Genomic DNA, 1,968 nt, shown 5'->3' with positions numbered 1-1,968 from the left:
CGTTGCCGTATCACTGGTTTCATCCGGCCTTCCTCGCCAGCTTGCCGGCGACCGGGGTAGACCTCCACGGCCGGGCGGCGTGCCGAACGCTGCCGACGGCCGGGATGCGCAGAGGAGTTGGTGCGGTGCTGTTTCTGCTTGCCGCCCATGCGGGGGTCGCGGCGGCGATCCCCTGGTGGCAGCGGCGGCTGGGCCGTGCCGTGTGGATCGTGGCGGCCCTGGTGCCGCTGGCGGCCGTGGCCTGGGCGGGTACGCGGGCGGCCGGGGTTCTGGAGGGCGGCGACTACCGGGAGTCCCTGTCCTGGGCCCCGTCACTCGGACTGACGATCGACCTGCGCCTGGACGCCCTGTCCTTGCTGATGCTGTGGATCGTCGCCGGTGTCGGAGCCCTGGTGCTGCTGTACTGCCGGTACTACATCGAGCGCGACGCGGGCCGCCAGGCCTCCCTGCTGCTGGCCTTCGCCGGGGCGATGGCGGGACTCGTACTGGCCGACAACCTCTTCGTCCTGTACGTCTTCTGGGAACTGACCACCATCGCGTCCTTCCTGCTCATCGAGGGACGCGGCGAGCAGGAGGAGGAGCGCCGTGCCGCCCGGCAGGCGCTGCTGGTCACCGCCGCCGGCGGCCTGGTCATGCTGCTCGGTTTCGTCATGCTCGGACAGGCGGCGGGCACCTACCGCGTCTCGGCGATCCTCGACGACCCGCCCCGGGGCGGGACGGTGTCCGCGGCGGTGGTGCTCGTCCTCGTCGGAGCGTTCGCCAAGTCCGCGCAGATGCCGCTGCACGGCTGGCTGCCGGCGGCGATGGTGGCCCCCACCCCGATCAGCGCCTACCTGCACGCGGCCGCGATGGTCAAGGCAGGCGTCTACCTGGTGGCCCGGCTGGCACCCGCCCTTGCGGAAGTGGCCCCGTGGCGGCCGATGGTGCTCGCGGTCGGCCTGACGACGATGGTGCTGGCCGCGTGGCGTGCGCTGCGCGCGACCGACCTGAAGCTGCTGCTCGCCTACGGCACGATCAGCGAACTGGGCCTGCTGACCGCCCTGATGGGGGCCGGAACCCGGACCGCCGCCCTCGCCGGCACGGTGATGCTGCTCGCCCACGCGGCGTTCAAGGCCGCGCTGTTCCTGTCGGTCGGCATCCTGGACCACCAGACCGGTACGCGGGACATACGGGACCTCTCGGGCGTGGGCCGCCGCATGCCCGTGCTGTGCGCGGTCGCCGTGCTCGCTGCCGCCTCGATGGCCGGTCTCCCGCCGCTCGTGGGATTCGTCGGAAAGGAGGCCGCCCTGGAGGCGTTCTGGGGCGGTACCGGCATCGCCGGACACAAACTGCTGAGCGTGGTGCTCGTCATCGGGTCCGCCCTGACCGTGGCCTACGCCGCGCGCTTCGTCTCGGGCGCGTTCCGCGGACGCCCGAACGAGGCGGTGGACACGGCGGAGCGTCCCGCGACCGGGTTCGTCGCGCCGGTGGCCGTCCTGTCGGCCGCGGGCCTGGTGCTCGGTCTGGGCTACGCGGCCACCGCGGCCGTCGCGACCGCCTACGCCGACGTGTATCCGCCGGGCCCGCACGGCCCGTACACGCTCTCCCTGTGGCACGGATTCACGCCCGTCCTGGGCCTGTCGGCGCTCACCCTGCTCCTCGGCGGCCTCCTGCACGCGGCGGGACGTGGCGCGTGGCCGGTGCCACGGCTGCCGGACGTGCAGCGTGCGTACGACCGTGCGACCGCGGCCCTGGACCGGCTCGCCACGGTCGTCACCGGCCACACACAGGTCGGGTCACTGCCGGTCTACCTGACGGTGCTGCTGACGACCCTGGTGGCGGTGCCCGGTGCCGCGCTGGCGGCCGCGGCGCCCTCGCTGGGCTCCCCGCAGGTGTGGTGGTCCCCGGTCGAGCCGCTGCTCGCGGTGGTGGTGCTGGCGGCGGCCGCGGCCGTGGTCGCCACCCGGCACAGGCTGACCGGCGTCCTGC

At 73.7% G+C, this 1,968-nt stretch carries 1 protein-coding gene; it reads left to right on the top strand.

Going from position 1 to position 1,968, the window contains the following annotated elements; all coding sequences use genetic code 11:
• Positions 1-125: 125 nt before the first annotated feature.
• On the top strand, positions 126-1,968 hold a 1,843-nt coding region (locus tag B9S61_RS23090; RefSeq protein WP_308457786.1), incomplete at its 3' end, for a proton-conducting transporter membrane subunit.

Source organism: Streptomyces sp. SM1 (assembly GCF_002910825.1).
GTDB lineage: Bacteria > Actinomycetota > Actinomycetes > Streptomycetales > Streptomycetaceae > Streptomyces > Streptomyces okerensis.
Note: the sequence above shows the minus strand (reverse complement) of the source record. Positions and strands in the feature narration are given on the sequence as shown.